This is a genomic window from Umezakia ovalisporum Ak1311 (genome assembly GCF_029891685.1).
GTDB lineage: Bacteria > Cyanobacteriota > Cyanobacteriia > Cyanobacteriales > Nostocaceae > Umezakia > Umezakia ovalisporum.
The window spans coordinates 1-14,505 of the sequence record NZ_JANQDJ010000050.1 but is presented as its reverse complement, the minus strand read 5'-3'; the positions used below and the strand labels follow the sequence as shown (position 1 = coordinate 14,505).

At 39.3% G+C, this 14,505-nt stretch carries 10 protein-coding genes; 9 read left to right on the top strand and 1 reads right to left on the bottom strand.

What is annotated here, in order from left to right; all coding sequences use genetic code 11:
- The first annotated feature begins 630 nt into the window (after nt 1–630).
- The 9 genes from NWP25_RS09465 to NWP25_RS09425 all read left to right on the top strand — a co-directional run bounded on the left by NWP25_RS09465 (nt 631) and on the right by NWP25_RS09425 (nt 12,187).
- Entirely contained in the window at nt 631–1,800 is a 1,170-nt protein-coding gene (locus NWP25_RS09465; protein WP_280651343.1) for an RpoD/SigA family RNA polymerase sigma factor, read from the top strand.
- 141 nt (nt 1,801–1,941) lie between these two features.
- Entirely contained in the window at nt 1,942–2,436 is a 495-nt protein-coding gene (locus tag NWP25_RS09460; RefSeq protein ID WP_280651328.1) for a GNAT family N-acetyltransferase, read from the top strand.
- 213 nt (nt 2,437–2,649) lie between these two features.
- A complete protein-coding gene (petJ, locus tag NWP25_RS09455; protein WP_280651342.1) occupies nt 2,650–2,982 on the top strand; it encodes a cytochrome c6 PetJ in 333 nt (110 codons plus the stop codon).
- A gap of 996 nt (nt 2,983–3,978) precedes the next feature.
- Complete coding sequence (gene clpB / locus NWP25_RS09450) at nt 3,979–6,633, top strand: ATP-dependent chaperone ClpB (protein WP_280651327.1); 2,655 nt, start codon at nt 3,979–3,981, stop codon at nt 6,631–6,633.
- 251 nt (nt 6,634–6,884) lie between these two features.
- Nucleotides 6,885–8,849 carry a molecular chaperone HtpG gene (gene htpG, locus NWP25_RS09445; protein WP_280651326.1) on the top strand — a complete coding sequence of 655 codons (1,965 nt, stop codon included), beginning with the start codon at nt 6,885–6,887 and terminating at the stop codon, nt 8,847–8,849.
- A 112-nt stretch (nt 8,850–8,961) separates the two neighbouring features.
- Nucleotides 8,962–9,198 carry a 50S ribosomal protein L28 gene (rpmB, locus tag NWP25_RS09440; protein ID WP_280651325.1) on the top strand — a complete coding sequence of 79 codons (237 nt, stop codon included), beginning with the start codon at nt 8,962–8,964 and terminating at the stop codon, nt 9,196–9,198.
- Between the two features lie 180 nt (nt 9,199–9,378).
- Complete coding sequence (locus NWP25_RS09435; RefSeq protein ID WP_280651341.1) at nt 9,379–10,014, top strand: TIGR04282 family arsenosugar biosynthesis glycosyltransferase; 636 nt, start codon at nt 9,379–9,381, stop codon at nt 10,012–10,014.
- A 287-nt stretch (nt 10,015–10,301) separates the two neighbouring features.
- Nucleotides 10,302–11,168, top strand: coding sequence for a hormogonium polysaccharide biosynthesis protein HpsJ (gene hpsJ-B, locus NWP25_RS09430; RefSeq protein WP_280651324.1), 867 nt, complete (start codon nt 10,302–10,304; stop codon nt 11,166–11,168).
- 164 nt (nt 11,169–11,332) lie between these two features.
- Nucleotides 11,333–12,187 carry a glycosyltransferase family 2 protein gene (locus tag NWP25_RS09425; protein ID WP_280651323.1) on the top strand — a complete coding sequence of 285 codons (855 nt, stop codon included), beginning with the start codon at nt 11,333–11,335 and terminating at the stop codon, nt 12,185–12,187.
- Nucleotides 12,188–12,583: 396 nt separating this feature from the next.
- On the opposite strand, the gene NWP25_RS09420 is transcribed toward NWP25_RS09425, so the two are convergent.
- Complete coding sequence (locus NWP25_RS09420) at nt 12,584–13,528, bottom strand: hypothetical protein (RefSeq protein ID WP_280692970.1); 945 nt, start codon at nt 13,526–13,528, stop codon at nt 12,584–12,586.
- Nucleotides 13,529–14,505 lie beyond the last annotated feature (977 nt).

Sequence of the window (14,505 nt, the reverse complement as noted above, 5' to 3'; positions counted from 1 at the left end):
AATTTTGTCTTAACAATAGGTGGCATAAATATTTAAACTTCACTATAAAACATATAATTATCTTTCCTGAGATTGCTGCAAATGGACTGACTAACTACTAAATAGGACATATGGTTTTTCAGCCCCTTGATAGATATTCAACTCTTTGTGTATGTGAGATGCTTTTATACAAATAAATTATTCCAGAAAATTAAACTAGTCAACCCGCGTCATTGAGGAAGTTTGATTAAATCAGCACGGAAACTAAAGCCAGACTATAATTTCTGTAATAATTTCTCACCTGTCAAGCTTAAAAATTTATGTAACTATATAAAAGATTAAGCTAGGGGGGTATAAAGCCTAAGTTTTTTTTATTTGTTAAGGTGGATAAAGGTTGAAGGTATTTGACAGATTTGGGTATTAAGAAAAAAATAAGGAATATCTCTGTTGGAACCTGAGAAGATAGTTTTTGGGTGCAAAAACCAGTATTTGTTAGAGGTTCTATCTAACAGGAACCAAAAAATGACAGCCAGGGACTGGTTTTCACTAATGAATAAGCAATTAGCAAGAAGATGTATTTTTCTGACAAAGGGGTGCATTTGTTTGTTAGGGAAAACTACTAACCTTCAAGCAAGCGGCTGTCACTAAATGATGTACCAAACAAAGCAAAAATCCCTAAAGGAAACTATGAACATTGCTGAATTGGGAACAATGGAAATACTGGAAACTACTGCCGAACATGAGGAACACCCACTCGAACTTCTAGAACCAGTGATGGAGTCAGAAAACTCAATCATGGAAAATCTGGAAACAGAGGAACGAGATGGGGATGATATGGCGGCAGCTCGGCCTTCAGGATACAACAAAACTGAGCATGATGATGCTGTCGGCGCGTTTTTTAAAGAAATGGCGCGCTATCCGTTGTTAAAACCCGACGAAGAGGTAGAGTTAGCACGGCGAGTCCGGTTTCTCGAGGAAGTTAGGGAATTACAAGCTGCTTTGGAATTAGAGATGGGACAGCAAACCAGTAAGTTACAAGTAGCCTCCCAGCTAGAAATGACAGAAAAGCAACTAGAAAATCGCTTATATCAAGGCAGAGTGGCGAAACGAAAAATGATTCGCTCAAACCTGAGATTAGTGGTGTCCATTGCCAAGCGCTACCTGAATCGGGGTGTACCTTTTCTGGATTTAATTCAGGAAGGCGCTATGGGTTTAAATCGGGCTACAGAAAAATTTGATCCAGATAAAGGATACAAGTTTTCTACTTACGCCTATTGGTGGATTAGACAAGCAATTACGCGGGCGATAGCCAATGATGCCCGAACCATTCGTTTACCAATCCACATTGTTGAAAAACTTAACAAACTCAAAAAAGCGCAACGAGAACTCAAGCAAAAACTCTGTCGTAATCCCAACGAAGGGGAAATGGCAGAAGCTTTGGAAGTTACTGTCCAACAACTGCGGCAATTACAACAGCTCAGACGACAAGCACTTTCTCTTAATCACCGTGTCGGTAAAGAGGAAGACACAGAATTAATGGATTTGCTAGAAGACGAAGATAACCTGTCTCCAGAAGCAAAAATGAATGAAAACATGATGCGTCAGGAGATTTGGGATGTTTTGGGTGATGTGCTAACTCCAAGGGAGAAAGACGTGATTTCTTTGCGCTACGGTTTGACAACCAGCGAACCTTGTACCTTAGAAGAAGTGGGCAATATGTTTAATTTATCCCGTGAACGAGTGCGACAAATTCAAAGTAAAGCTATGCGAAAGTTACGCCGTCCCCACATCGCCAAGCGCTTAAAAGGATGGTTAATTTAACAATTAAGTTGAAACCCCCGGACTTATCCGGGGGCTAGTTCATGGTAAGTCCTTAATGATGTCTGTAGCCATGAATTATTAGTCAAAAAACTTACAGAATTGACTATAGAATATGGACTATGGATTATGGATTATGGACTCATGAGTTCTTCTAGTGATTTGATTTTGCGCTTTGCTCAACCAGCTGATAGCAACGTACTGTTTGATTTAATTAAGGGGCTTGCTGAGTACGAGCAATTATCTCAGGCGGTAACTGGGGATGCTTTGGCTCTGAAAGAGCATTTGTTTGGATCCCCAAAGTATGTTGAGGCAGTATTAGCAGAATATCCAGGGCAAGTTGTTGGTTTTGCCCTGTTTTTTTATAATTATTCCACCTTTTTGACTAAGCCAGGAATTTATTTGGAAGATTTGTTTGTTTTACCACAATACCGCCGTCAAGGTATTGGTAAGGCTCTTTTGTCTAAACTAGCGCAAATAGCTATAGAAAGGAATTGTGGACGTTTAGAATGGAGTGTGCTGGATTGGAACGAGTCAGCACAAGCATTCTATCGCAGTATGGGCGCTAATATTTTAAATGATTGGCGAATCTGTCGTGTCACAGAAAAGGCCATGCAACAATTAGCAAATAAAACTTGAAGATTGATTATTAAGATAAGGCTGAAGCCCAAGTAAGAACATTTACAAACTTTTTTATTGCCAGATTTTGGTGTGTTATTTATTTTTGCTTGTTCCGTTTTCCCTGGGCTTTTCTTAAGTTTGACGGCTTGTCTTTTGACCTTGGCAACTAATTCAATTGAAAATTATGGAAAGTCTTTTACAAAGTTAGCCGTTTTGCAGAGAGAACAAGAGATGAAAAAAATTATTTGCCTGGTACTTTTAGGCATAACTGTCTTTACCTTTACTTTTGGTAGTCCAGCTTTAGCGGCAGATACTGCTAGTGGAGCCAAAATATTTAGTGCTAATTGTGCTAGTTGTCATATGGGTGGTAAAAATCTAGTTAAAGCTAATAAAACTTTGAAAAAGAGTGACTTAGAAAAGTACGGATTGAACTCAGAACAAGCGATTATTAGTCAAGTTACCAATGGTAAAAATGCTATGCCTGCCTTTCGAGGTCGTTTAAAAACAGCGCAGATAGAAAATGTAGCTGCTTACGTATTAGAACAAGCGGATCAAGGTTGGTAGTTATTTCAAGTCCAGCTAATTAGTTATAATTCCCTGGTTAATCAAAAGTTTTGGGAAAAATTAATACTTAGCTGGGCTGCTTGTTTGACTTAATTTACATCTGTCGCAGTTGTAAAATAGGATGCTTTTGACTTGTTTATGGCGGTTAATTCTCAGTGGACTAGTGGTTTATTTATTAAATATTTTTTCTGTCTTAGTCAAGTAATTTATGGAATATTTTTCTCAACTTCAAGTTGAATTGTTACTGTTTAGTCAGCAAGACATGAGTAAATGAGCAATTATTTTTGTGGCGTGGGTAATAATTTAAGAAGAGAAAATAAAAAAATAACAGTTGAACTCGAGTAGGTTGACGGTTAAGGTCAAGTCAGAGTCAGTGATACGGGTAAGGAAATTAATCGAGAGTTTTTGCCTTATGTCTTTGATTATTTCCCACAGGTAGATAGCAGTGCTGTGATAAAAGTTGAGGGAATTATGGGTGGGGGTGTCAATTGTCGCTAATATTGTGGAGATGCATGGCGATACCTTCCCAGCAGAAAGTTATAACAATCATAAACGCTGACTGTGCCATCAGTTGACTTGTTCGTAAAGATAAAAGCTCAACTATGCTAGAGTCAGGTAATACTGGCATGGACTTAGGATTTAATTTCTTAGTACTTAACCATAGTTTCGTTTAAATTAGAAATATAAGTCAAGGGTCAAACTCTTATCAATTAAGAATCCCAGATTTGCCACCGCAGATACACACTAGTATACATTGTTAATGTTTAGATAATGTTTTGGGGGTGGGTACTGGAAAAATATGAACATGAGATAACACTATTCTCATTAGCAGCCACTGACAAGGAAACCCGCCATTGCGGGGATCGCAGTCCCGGAGGCGATGGCGTTGGAGACTTCTAGTCCATTCCCAGATCAAACATCTATCTGGGAAAGCTGGCTAAAAAGAGAAACCCCCCAGCAACTTTCCCAAAAATCCTAAATCTAAAATCTTTAAAGATGCAGCCTACAGATCCCAATAAATTTACTGATACAGCCTGGGAAGCAATTGTTAAATCTCAGGATATAGTCCGTGCATATCAACAACAGCAACTAGATGTTGAACATTTAATAATTGCCCTTTTACAAGAACCCACCAGTTTAGCTATCCGCATTTTTGCTCGCGCTGAGGTTGACCCCATGCGCTTGCAACAGCAATTAGAAGCTTTTACTCAGCGTCAACCAAAAGTCGGTAAAAGTGATCAGCTTTATCTTGGCCGTCACTTAGATACTTTACTCGACCGAGCTTCAGAAATTAAACTGAAAATGCAGGATGCCTACATTTCTGTAGAGCATCTCATTCTGGCTTTTGCTGATGATGAACGGATCGGACGGCGGATACTTAAAGGTTTTAACGTGGATACCGCCAAGTTAGAAGCACAGATTAAAAGTGTTCGTGGTAGCCAAAAAGTCACAGACCAAAACCCAGAATCTCGCTATGAAGCCTTGCAAAAATTTGGCAGAGATTTAACAGAACAAGCCAAAGCAGGAAAATTAGACCCAGTAATTGGACGGGATGACGAAATTCGCCGGGTAATTCAGGTGTTATCTCGCCGAAGTAAGAATAACCCAGTGCTAATTGGTGAACCAGGTGTGGGTAAAACCGCCATAGCTGAAGCTTTAGCACAGCGGATGGTGAATGGTGATGTGCCAGAATCTCTGAAAAACCGCCAGTTGATTTCTTTAGATATCGGTAGCTTAATTGCTGGGGCTAAATTGCGCGGGGAGTTTGAAGAACGCCTCAAAGCTGTGCTCAGGGAAGTGACGGAATCTAACGGTCAAATTGTCTTATTTATTGATGAACTGCACACCGTTGTTGGTACTGGTTCTAATCAACAAGGGGCTATGGATGCAGGGAATTTACTTAAACCGATGTTAGCCCGGGGAGAACTGCGCTGTATTGGCGCAACTACATTGGATGAATACCGTAAACACATTGAAAAAGATGCTGCTCTAGAACGGCGTTTTCAGCAGGTATTTGTAGACCAGCCTAGTGTTGAAAATACTATTTCCATTCTCCGGGGATTAAAAGAACGCTACGAAGTTCACCACAATGTCAAAATTTCTGACTCGGCTTTAGTTGCAGCTGCAACTTTATCAGCACGTTACATCAGCGATCGCTTCTTGCCAGATAAAGCCATAGACTTGGTAGATGAAGCGGCCGCCCAGTTGAAAATGGAGATTACCTCCAAACCGGCGGAACTAGAAGCCATCGACCGCCGCCTGATGCAGCTAGAAATGGAAAAGCTATCATTGGCTGGAGAAGAAAAGGAAACAGGCCCAGCTAGAGAGCGTTTTCAGCGCATTGAGCAAGAAATTGCTTCTTTAACTATTAAACAGCAAAAATTTAATGAGCAATGGCAAGGTGAAAAACAGCTACTAGAGGCCATCAGCATCCTCAAGAAAGAAGAAGATGCCCTTCGAGTACAAATTGAGCAAGCAGAACGGGCTTATGATTTGAATAAAGCGGCTCAATTAAAGTATGGCAAATTAGAAGGCGTGCAGCGCGATCGCGAAGCCAAAGAAGCGCAACTGTTAGAAATTCAAAATCAAGGTTCTACTCTGCTGCGAGAACAAGTGACAGAAGCTGATATTGCCGAAATTGTGGCTAAATGGACTGGTATACCTGTTAATCGCTTGTTAGCGTCAGAACGGCAAAAATTACTGCAACTAGAAAATCATTTGCACCAAAGAGTAATTGGACAACAGGAAGCAGTGGCCGCAGTATCTGCTGCAATTCGTCGCGCCCGTGCGGGGATGAAAGACCCGGGTCGTCCCATTGGTTCATTTTTGTTCCTGGGGCCTACAGGGGTAGGTAAAACCGAATTAGCCCGTGCTTTAGCCCAGTTTCTCTTTGATTCTGATGACGCTTTGGTACGTTTGGATATGTCGGAGTATATGGAAAAACACTCAGTATCCCGGCTAGTGGGTGCGCCTCCCGGATATGTGGGTTACGAAGAAGGCGGTCAACTTTCCGAGACTGTTCGCCGTCATCCCTATTCGGTGGTGCTGCTGGATGAAGTGGAAAAAGCACACCCTGATGTGTTTAATATTCTATTACAGGTGTTAGATGATGGAAGAATTACCGACTCACAGGGCAGAGCCGTAGATTTTCGTAACACCGTCATAGTAATGACAAGTAACATCGGCAGTGAATATATTTTAGATGTTTCTGGTGATGATAGTAAGTATGAAATGATGCAGACGCGAGTAACAAATGCCCTGCGATCGCACTTCCGCCCGGAATTTCTTAATCGGGTAGATGATATCATCATATTCCATGCCCTCACCCGTTCAGAAATGCGCCATATCATCCGCATACAACTAAAACGGGTAGAAAAACTACTGCGTGAGCAAAAAATATCTTTTGAAATATCAGCTGGTGCCTGTGATTATTTAGTAGAAGCTGGCTATGATCCCGTTTACGGCGCACGTCCACTGAAGCGGGCAATTCAGCGAGAAGTAGAAAACCCTCTAGCCACCAAGTTGTTAGAAAATACTTTTATTTCTGGGGACACGATTTTCATTGATAAAGGAGAGCAGGGTTTAACTTTTAGTAAAACAATGTCCATGAAAGTTACTCTCTCATCATCCATTGTCAAGGTGTTGGAGTAAAAAGGTTTGTAGTGGGGAGTGAAGTCCTCACTGCAAAAAGAGCAAAGTTGAAAAATTGGCAGAAAATAGTTGAAAGATGGGATCAAAAAACCTAACTATTTGAAAAATACAAATCAAAGGTAGTTCTTAAAATGGGTTAAGTAGGGAAATCCGCATCAGCATTAGGGTGTAAACAAACCCAGATCAGGCAAGCCATTGCCGTCATTATGCCCTTAAAATTCACAATAGGCAAATTTTATTAGTCTAAGGTTATGCTAGAACAAGGCACTATCAGTATTCATACTGAGAATATTTTCCCCATCATCAAGAAGTCTCTGTACTCGGATCATCAAATCTTTTTGCGGGAATTGGTATCCAACGCTGTAGATGCCATTCAAAAGCTAAATATGGTATCCCGCGCCGGGGAATTTACCGGAGATACCAGTGAACCAGAAATCTTAATTGCTATCGACAAAGATAAAAAAAGTCTTTCCATTAGCGATAACGGCATTGGTATGACAGCGGAGGAAGTGAAAAAGTACATCAATCAAGTAGCTTTTTCTAGTGCTGAAGAGTTTATTCACAAGTATGAAGGCAAATCAGACCAGCCAATTATTGGTCACTTTGGTTTAGGTTTCTACTCCTCCTTCATGGTAGCGAAGAAAGTAGAAATTGATACTCTTTCCTACAAAGAGGGAGGGCAAGCTGTTCACTGGACTTGCGACGGTTCCCCAGCTTTCACCTTAGATGAATCAAGCCGCACCACTCGCGGTACCACTGTTACTCTGACCCTGCAAGAAGACGAAGAAGAATTTTTAGAACCTGCACGAATTAAGAATCTTGTCAAGACATACTGTGACTTCATGCCAGTGCCAATTAAACTGGAAGGTGAAGTTATCAACAAGCAAAAAGCCCCTTGGCGGGAATCTGCTAGTAACCTCACTGAAGAAGATTATTTAGAATTTTACCGCTACCTGCACCCATTTCAAGAAGAACCTTTATTGTGGGTGCATTTAAATACTGATTACCCCTTCATCATCAACGGGATTTTGTATTTCCCCAAAATGCGCCCCGATGTGGATGTGACTAAAGGGCAAATCAAACTGTTTTGCAACCAAGTTTTTGTTAGCGACAACTGCGAGGAAATTATCCCGCAATTTCTGATGCCCATGCGGGGTGTAATTGATAGCACTGATATTCCCTTGAACGTTTCCCGAAGTGCATTGCAAGGTGATCGCACCGTACGGAAAATCGGAGATTACATTGCCAAAAAAGTAGGCGATCGCCTCAAAGAACTATACCGCGATCACCTAGAACAATACATCAGTGCTTGGAAGGATCTGGGTACATTCGTCAAATTTGGTGTTCTCAACGACGAGAAATTTAAAAAACAAATCCAAGACATCATCATCTTTCGCACTACGGCCAAACTCAGTGAAAAAACCGCAACCCCAGCAGTAGAAGTTCAGTCTGCCGAAGGCGATGTATGGCAAGATGTTTCTGCAAACTCATCGACTTTTCCATACACAACTATCAAAGATTACTTAGAACGTAACAAAGAACGTCACGAAAACCGAGTATTCTACAGCACAGATGAAGCAACCCAAGCCACATACATAGAACTCCACAAAAATCAAGGCTTAGAAGTCCTTTTTATGGACTCCTTCATCGACACCCACTTTATCAACTTCCTAGAACGGGAATACTCCAATGTCAAATTTACCCGGGTAGATTCAGATTTAGATAACACCCTACTAGATCAAGACAAAACCAGCGAAATCATTGACCCCAAAACCAGCAAAACCAAGAGTGAGGTAATCAAAGAATTATTTGAAAAATCCCTTAACAAACCGAAACTTAACATCCGTACCGAAGCCTTAAAATCAGATGACCCCCAAGGTACACCGCCAGCAATGGTACTATTACCAGAAATTATGCGTCGCCTGCGGGAAATGAACGCCATCATGCAACAGCAAAATGCAGAATTTCCTGAAGAGCACATTTTGTTGGTAAACACAGCTCATCCCTTGATTCAAAATCTGGTAAATCTCAACCAAGGTAGTATCATTCAAACTGATGGTGAATCATCTACAAATCCATTAGTAAATATGATTTGCCAACACGTCTATGATTTAGCACTCATGACTCAAAAAGGATTTGACGCTCAAGGAATGAAATCTTTTGTCGAGCGTTCCAACGAAGTGCTTACTAAGTTGACGGAACAAGCCAGCAAATAAAAACCCGAAAAAACTCTGTGGGAACCTAAAGGTTCCCACAGAGGTGTACTAAAGCCTGATGCAGACTAGAATAGAAAGGTTGTATTAAGATAGTAACTTGGAGATAGTTGTTATGTCTCGTCGCTGCCAACTAACTGGTAAAAAAGCCAATAACGCCTTTGCCGTTTCTCACTCTCACCGTCGTACAAAACGCCTTCAACACGCAAATCTGCAAGACAAACGTGTTTGGTGGGCTGGTGGAAATCGTTGGGTAAGATTGAAGCTTTCCACCAAAGCCATCAAAAGTCTAGAAACCAAAGGCTTGGAAGCAATGGCCAAAGAAGCTGGAATTAATTTGAATCATTACTAAGCTTCTGCATAAGGTATACACTGCCAAAAATTTTTCAGTATTTACCTGTAAAAGAGTAATTACCCCAGTAACCTCCCTATATCCGGGAGGTTTTTCATTGCCTGAGACTACTATATCTTATGAATAATGGCCAATATTGCTATTAACATAACTTAAGTTACTTACTTCAGGTATCCCGTGCTGACATCATTATTAGCTATTGCCAAACAGCACTTAATTATTTTCACTCGCTACCCAGAACCAGGAAAGACCAAAACCCGACTCATACCCGCCTTGGGTGCTGTTGGTGCTGCCAATTTACAACGCCAGATGACAGAACATACGATATTTCAGGTTCGAGAACTCCAAAAAACCACTGATATTTCTTGGGAAGTACGGTTTGCCGGTGGTAACTCGCAACTCATGCAAGATTGGCTGGGATATGATTTAACTTACCAATGTCAAGGTGACGGTGACTTAGGTTCCCGCATGGCGCGATCGCTTGCTCATGCCTTTCAATCTGGTGCAGCACAAGTAATAATCATTGGCATAGATTGCCCTAATATAAATTGTTACATTCTTAACCAAGCTTTTAAGCAGCTGCACACACATGATCTCACACTAGGTCCAGCCATTGATGGTGGTTATTACTTAATTGGTTTGTGTCGCCTCATCCCGGAATTATTCGTTAATATCAATTGGGGAAGCTCTCAAGTATTACAACAAACCCTGAACATTGCCGAAAAGCTCAAAATATCACTGAGCTACTTACCTCCTTTAGCTGATGTAGATATTCCAGAGGATTTACCGATTTGGGAACAAAGTATAAAAAAGTGAAATGTAAATATCAAGAAAACAAATGCAATTTGTTCCTTTATCTTCTCTTCATATTCCTTCATTCCTTCATTCCATTCACCCTCGTATCTTCAATTACCTGGTGTTTTTAGAAGACAGTTTCCATAACAAATGATTAGCAGTGACAGGCTCAAAGAAGTATATACTTGGCTGATGTTTTTATGTAACAGGTAGGTTTATAAAATAAGTTTCATACAACAGTTATAGGAACTATATTCAAGTTACTTTAAATAAGATAATCACTCGGAAACACACAAATTTGAAAAACTATGACTAATCGTTTTGCTGCTGGTAACGCTCCTCTTACCCTCAGGGTAGTGGGCATAATTTTAGTTTTGTCCTTTTTACTCGACTTTTTAATTCTAATGTTACCTTTCCAACCAACTGATCGCGGATGGCAAATCAACCTAGCCAGCGCATTAGTTGACAGAGGCATTGTGCCTTTAGTTGGCATGGGAATGCTATTTGTCGGTTATTGGATTGATGCTGTGAGTGATAGCGATTCCACAAAGAGCAGTATCGGAGGGAATCTCCCAAAATCCTTGGATATCAGATTTCCCGTCCTCATACTCTCCAGTATCCTCGGGTTGATTTTCCTGCTCATTTTTCCTTTGCACTTAAATAATGTGCGACAAGCTAGCGCTCAAAACGTCGCTCAAATCCGTCAAGATGCCGAACAAGCAGAAAACCAACTGCAAAATCAGTTATCCCAATTCCAAGCCCAAATCAACAACGAACAAGGAAAGGCTCAACTAGAACAGCTACGAAACCAAGCCAAAAATCAGTTTACCGAGCTACTCAAAAATGAGCAAACATACCAACAAGCGCTGAATAACCCTCAAATTCCCCCAGCGCAAAAAGAATTACTCAAAAAATTTAAAGAAAATCCTCAAGAACTGGATACCTTTATCGCCCAGCAAACAGACCCTCAAGCACTGGCAACTCAAAGATTAACCCAAATTCGCCAACGTCGAGAAGAAGCTGAAAAACAAGCCAAAGATAACGCTTGGAAGTCTGGCTTACGAATTGGTATGAGTAGTTTGCTGTTATCCATCGGTTATATCATCATTGGCTGGACAGGTTTACGAAGTATGAGCGTTGTACAAGGTACTAAACGTAAAGCAGCAGCACGGTAGTTCACCCTCAATGGCGCAGCAGAACGCATTAACTAAATCTGAATTACATGGGTTCGGAGTCAGTGGCTCTAGCCCTGTTTTTTCCTAAATTTGGGCATTACTTAGTGAGGGCTTTAGCCCTCATTACTACTGAGCAATTAACAAACTCCTGGAAAAACAAAGAAATGTTTTCAATTTACATCCTTACATGTAACGAAGAGTTAGATATTGCCGCTTGTATCGAGTCAGGAATGTTATCTGATGACATTATTGTTGTAGACTCATACAGTAGCGATCGCACTTTAGAAATTGCCAATCGTTATCCTGTTCGTACAGTCCAACACGCTTTTGAAAGCCACGGACGGCAACGCACCTGGATGCTAGAATCTATACCTCCCAAATATGAGTGGGTATATATTCTCGAAGCCGATGAACGCATGACACCAGAACTATTTGCCGAATGCCAAGATGCCACTAAAAATCCCGACTATATTGGCTACTACGTTGCTGAACGTGTCATGTTCATGAATCATTGGATTCGCTACAGCACCCAATATCCCCGGTATCAAATGCGTTTGTTCCGCCACGGTCAAGTCTGGTTTACAGATTATGGTCATACTGAACGCGAAGTATGTAACGGTGCTACCAGTTTTCTCAAAGAAACATATCCACACTACACTTGTAGCAAAGGTTTAAGCCGTTGGATTGAAAAACATAACCGTTATTCTACAGATGAAGCTAAAGAAACATTGTATCAAATACGACAAAACAAGGTAAACTGGCAAGATTTATTCCTCGGCAAAACAGAAATCCAAAGAAGACGCGCCTTAAAAGATTTATCTTTACGTTTACCCGCCAGACCACTCCTGCGCTTTCTCTATATGTATTTGATTTTGGGGGGTTGGCTAGACGGACGCCCAGGCATAGCTTGGTGTATATTGCAGGCATTTTACGAATACCTGATTTTGCTCAAAATTTGGGAAATGAAAAATATCCCTACACCCAGTTTAGAAGTAGACTTATCTCAAGCTGAAATCTAGAAATTCACACTGACAGAATTATCAGCAGCTTTTAATTGAGCGCGGTAGGTTAACACTCCCCTGCCTTTAGACGAGGGGATTCTACATTCACAGTCAAAACTTGGTCAACCAGGCCTGCGCCAAGGAAAGTAGAGGCCTCAACTCCTATAGCCTTAATATGCCTGACGGCACTCTACGCGAATGGGGATGCCCTCCCCCATTTTTTCCTAGATTGAGAATATTTACTGCTGCATTCACATCTCTTTGTAACCCATAACCACAAGGGAGCAGCAGCATATCTTGGCCTATGCCCTATGTCTTAAGAGTCGCTGAATATGTGGAATCTTCAAATATTCCCAATACTTAACAGCCAGGATTGTTAGCAATGGTTGTTAAAAAGATATAAGCTAGCTGCATCTAGTAATCGAACAATGTTAATTGTCCAAGATTTACACTAGATTTGGAAATTTTTCCTATGTTAAATTCACACTCTGAAGGTTTGCCTTTTTGTTTACCTTGTCTCGGATGAATTGGTCGTGCTATTAACCAATTCTGTCTTATTTCAAGTAGACCAGCAAAACAAAACCATGAGAGCATTCTGCTAGTATAGTCTTTTAGAGTTTCAGGCTTTAGGTTTTTTTTGGAAGATAGCTGATTCAATAATTGCTTAAATTCTTCATGCCAAATGCACTGGTCTGGTTTAACTTTATTAAACATTTCTCTGATAATTAAGTGAGATTCTATCTGTTCGGCTAAGTTTTCAGCCAGTTCATTATCTGTTAAATTTATAAGATCTGTACCTGCTGTAATATAATGATTTTTTCTATCTATAGAAACTTGGAAAAAATTTTGTAAATCTACAATAGCATTCTCGATTGTACCTTGTCTAAGCTGTAACTTTTCTGCTAAACCTTTAGTTGTTGAATCATTTCTTAACATCCGAAATACTTTTATTAATGTTGATATCTTTGTTCTAGGTCTATAGTCTATAGTGATAACAGGTAATTTTTCATCTACTAAATATTCACGAAATATGTCCCAATATATTTTGTAATTGTTTCCTGTTTCTTGGACAAACTTGCTTGATAGAAGCTGGTTGATTGTCTCATAATTAAATTTATTACATACTTCTATTTTAGAGATAGGAGAATTATTCGCAATAAACTTAAGACATTTCTCTTGATCTGCGGTTTTAATATATCTATTAATATCTCTATCAAAAATTTGTTGAATATCAAATTTTGTAATAATTTTTTTATTATTAAAATCTTCTTGATTTAAATGCTGGTTATATATGTCACCACAAATTTTCTTGAACAACCAAGGTATATTTTGGCAATTATCTATTATCCAACTTCTCATTTTTGGCTGCAAAATAAAACGTCTGCCTTGTTGTGCTAAGTATTCATCAAATCTACTTATGAGTGCATTAGAATCCTGTTCAGAAAATGGGCATTCATTTAAATCAATATTCTTTCTAATTCGTTCTAATTCATGCCAAGAAAAATATGCCTGATTTTTAGCTGGTAAACTAATATCTGTCCTCCAACAAAAACCTAAAACTATATTTTCTTTTAAAGCATCAATATCAAAAGCAGACTTTTTAAATAAATCATAGAGATTAGATAAAGAATCTTTAGTTAAAATTTCTTCAAATTGGTCAAAAAATAAGATTATAACTTTATTTGTTTCTTTTAGTTTATCTATTACTATTTTAATTTAACGACTATTAAAAAAAGGCTGCTCAATACTTTCAATAATTATTTTATGGTTTTGTAATGGGATAAATCTATCATTAACAGCTTGTTGTAATGCTTGTTTAATTGCACTTGCAACAAAATAATTGGACTTTTCTGTATTAACGCTAGTAACATCAATATCATATATATAAAAATTGTCTTTATACTGTTGACAACACTCATGCTTTAATTTTAAAACTAAAGATGATTTACCAACACCCGTACTGCCTGTAAAGCAAACTAATCTTAGGTCTGTTTTATTATCTTTAACATTTTTAATAAAGTCCCAAAATTTATTTTGGGCTTGAGAACGTCCAACAAAATTTTCTGGACGACATGGACGATGGTAATCATCAAAGCTATCAGCTTGATTGATTCTTGATAGGGGAATTTTTTCAATATTTGTTTTGGAAGTTTGAATAAATTTATTTTTAAAATCCGTTTGTTCTTTACTTACAACCCAGAAATGTTGAATGTCGTTACAAAACTTTACATAGTTAGATATAGTAGTCCTATCAAAGGTGAAAATGTCAACATCTCATAATATCTTCCATCCAATGAACATAACTGATTTGTTGACACATACAAGCTTGAAGGTAG

Bases quoted from the DNA above. Each gene is read 5' to 3' on its own strand.
- NWP25_RS09465 (WP_280651343.1), top strand. From the start codon at position 631: ATGTACCAAACAAAGCAAAAATCCCTAAAGGAAACTATGAACATTGCT.
- NWP25_RS09460 (WP_280651328.1), top strand. From the start codon at position 1,942: ATGAGTTCTTCTAGTGATTTGATTTTGCGCTTTGCTCAACCAGCTGAT.
- petJ (WP_280651342.1), top strand. From the start codon at position 2,650: ATGAAAAAAATTATTTGCCTGGTACTTTTAGGCATAACTGTCTTTACC.
- clpB (WP_280651327.1), top strand. From the start codon at position 3,979: ATGCAGCCTACAGATCCCAATAAATTTACTGATACAGCCTGGGAAGCA.
- htpG (WP_280651326.1), top strand. From the start codon at position 6,885: ATGCTAGAACAAGGCACTATCAGTATTCATACTGAGAATATTTTCCCC.
- rpmB (WP_280651325.1), top strand. From the start codon at position 8,962: ATGTCTCGTCGCTGCCAACTAACTGGTAAAAAAGCCAATAACGCCTTT.
- hpsJ-B (WP_280651324.1), top strand. From the start codon at position 10,302: ATGACTAATCGTTTTGCTGCTGGTAACGCTCCTCTTACCCTCAGGGTA.
- NWP25_RS09425 (WP_280651323.1), top strand. From the start codon at position 11,333: ATGTTTTCAATTTACATCCTTACATGTAACGAAGAGTTAGATATTGCC.
- NWP25_RS09420 (WP_280692970.1), bottom strand. From the start codon at position 13,528: ATGAGAAGTTGGATAATAGATAATTGCCAAAATATACCTTGGTTGTTC.